This is a genomic window from Schnuerera sp. (assembly GCF_035459645.1).
Classification (GTDB): domain Bacteria; phylum Bacillota; class Clostridia; order Tissierellales; family Tepidimicrobiaceae; genus Schnuerera.
Genome location: NZ_DATHXO010000442.1, coordinates 1 through 2851 on the forward strand (window position 1 = coordinate 1; position 2851 = coordinate 2851).

At 27.3% G+C, this 2851-nt stretch carries 2 protein-coding genes; both read right to left on the minus strand.

Annotation, left to right across the window (positions count from 1 at the left end):
• Nucleotides 1-156: 156 nt before the first annotated feature.
• A complete protein-coding gene (locus tag VK998_RS10430; RefSeq protein WP_414713599.1) occupies nucleotides 157-1518 on the minus strand; it encodes an aldehyde dehydrogenase in 1362 nt (453 codons plus the stop codon).
• Between the two features lie 73 nt (nucleotides 1519-1591).
• The coding region (locus tag VK998_RS10435; protein ID WP_325228067.1) for a MutS-related protein at nucleotides 1592-2851 on the minus strand (1260 nt) is incomplete at its 5' end.

Consider the following 2851-nt stretch of genomic DNA (forward strand, 5'->3'; position numbering starts at 1 on the left):
TATTTGTTATTCTATTTTCCATTTTCTCACCAACTTTTTGTTCTCCTTAAGAATATTATATCATTGTAATAATTTCTTTTCTATATATTGTGAATTTATTTCCAAAACTATGGGACAGCGAGAACCGTCCCTGCTGTCCCAAATGAGTCTCCTGTTTTAAAAAAATCTTCTGATAAATTTTAGTTTATCTTTATAAGGTGGATATCTAAAATTAGGATCAAAAGTATTGCTTTTTTTCAACACACTCTTATAATGGGTAAAGGTATCAAAGCTACTTTTCCCATGATAACTTCCCATTCCACTATTCCCTATTCCTCCAAAAGGTAAGTGAGGATTGGATAAATGCATTATTGTGTCATTGATACATCCGCCACCATAGGATGTGTTATTTATTATTTTTTCTATTTTTTCATCATTATATGAAAAAAAGTAAAGAGCAAGAGGTTTAGGATGGGAATTTATAATTTCAATTGCTTCATCTAAATTATCATACTCTAAAATAGGAAATATAGGACCAAATATTTCTTCCTGCATAATAGGATCATCCCAATAAATATCATCTATCAATGTAGGTGAAATATATAGTTTCTCTTTATTGTATTTACCTCCATAGATAATTTGCCCATTATCTAGTAAATTTACCAGCCTACTGAAATGTTTTTCATTTATTATCCTTCCAAATTCATTATTATCTTCTATGCTTATCCCGTAGAACTTTTCTATATATTCAATCATATATTTTATTAATTCTTCTTTTACACTACTTTGAACTAGTAGATAATCAGGAGCAACACAAGTTTGTCCTGCATTCAAAAATTTCCCCCAAACTATTCTTTTAGCAAATAGCTCTAAATCCCCTTCTTTATCTACTATACAAGGGCTTTTCCCTCCTAATTCTAAAGTAATAGGCGTTAAATGTTTTGCAGCTTTTTTCATGACTAGCTTTCCTACAGAAACACTACCAGTATAAAAAATATAATCAAATTTTTTATCCAAAAGAGATTTTCCTTCTTCACCTGTAACAACATAGATATATAAATTTGGAAAATTGTTATTTATTATATTTTCTAATATTTTGCTAGTATGTACTGATGTGCTGGAAGGCTTAATAATGGCAGTATTCCCTGCAGCTAAACTTCCTATTAAGGGAAGAGTAGATAGTTGAAAGGGATAATTCCACGGAGAAATGATCAAAGTATTACCATAGGGCTCTGGATATATATAATTAGTGGATTTGAAAGCAGCAATAGAACCTCTGACCTTTTTAGGCTTAGCCCATTTTTTTAATCGTTTTATTGTAAAATCAATCTCATTTAAAACAAATCCTATTTCTGTAGAATAGGATTCAAATTCAGATTTACCTAAATCTTTTTTCAATCCTTGAAATATAGTTTTTTCGTTTTTTTCTATTATTTTCTTTAATTTAGCCAAATTATTCAATCTAAATTGAAACTCTTTCGTTATATTACTTTTAAAAAAATCCTTTTGGTTTTTTAAAATAGAATCAATATCATTCAATTTTTTCACCCTTTAAAAATACAAATATTTTTAAATATAATATATTAGATATATTATATCATCTATGTATTACCTACTGTTCTACTATTTTTATTCCTGCTAAATTCATTAGATTTTTTGCATTAGTTGATGTGGATTTCCCAGATTTTATCTTATAATCAAATCTTAGAGTCTTGTCATCATATTTATCTTCAAAATAAAAATTTCTTATTCTTTTCCTTGAATCTAAGGCACATAGTTCTAAATCATGAGTAGTTATCATTCCTATAATATTATCTTTATTTAAATTTCCTATAACATTTTTAGCACCTAATATTCTATCTACTGAATTTGTACCAGTAAATATTTCATCTATTAAAAATATCATATTATCCTGGGTCTCTGCCCTATCTATAATCCTTTTAATACGAAGTATTTCTGCATAGAAAGTAGATATGCCTCCCCTTAAATCATCCACAATCCTCATAGACGTAATTAAATCTAATAAAGTAAGCTCCATAGATTTGGCACAAACTCCTGCTCCATTATAGGCTAATACTAGATTTATACCTATCGTCCTTAAAAAAGTAGTCTTTCCTGACATGTTGGAACCAGTTATAATAAATATTTCATCATCTATTTTTATATCGTTGTCTACCCTATCTTCCATATTTATTAATGGATGACCTATTTCTTCAGCCACTATTCTAGATTTACCATCTACTATTTTTGGAAATACTATATGATTATTTATATTGTTTAAAACTGAAAAACTAATTAGACTTTCTATTTCCCCTATGCCTTCAATCCAATCCTTAACTCTGTCTCCATATCTCATTTTCCATTTTTCAAGCAAAAATATGCATTGATAATCCCAAAGGAATAATATATTTAAAATTAAATTAGCAATTCCACCTGAACGAATATTGATTATCTCTGTAATCTTATCTAATTCTTTTATTGCTTCTATTGAAGAACACCCTTGAGGAAACATAGTTCCTTTAATTCTTTTTAATTCTTCACTACAAAAATTCTCTTTTTTTAAAAGTTTTAAAACTTCTAAATATGTCTCTAGATTGTATTTAATATAATGTACAGTTCCTAATATTTTACTATTTCTAAACATACTAAGAAGCCATATTAAAATTTGAACTATTAATATACCCAAACCTATATAAATCATAAAAATATTTTTAGAAAAAAATCCAAATAAATTTATACCTAAAACTAAAACAGGCATAAATCTGATTGAGTTTTTTATAAATTTACTTTTAAAAAAGTTTTTCTTCGACTCTGCATATTTTATAAGAGCCTCTGGGTCTTTTGAGCCTTTTTTATTTTTATAAGTTAGATA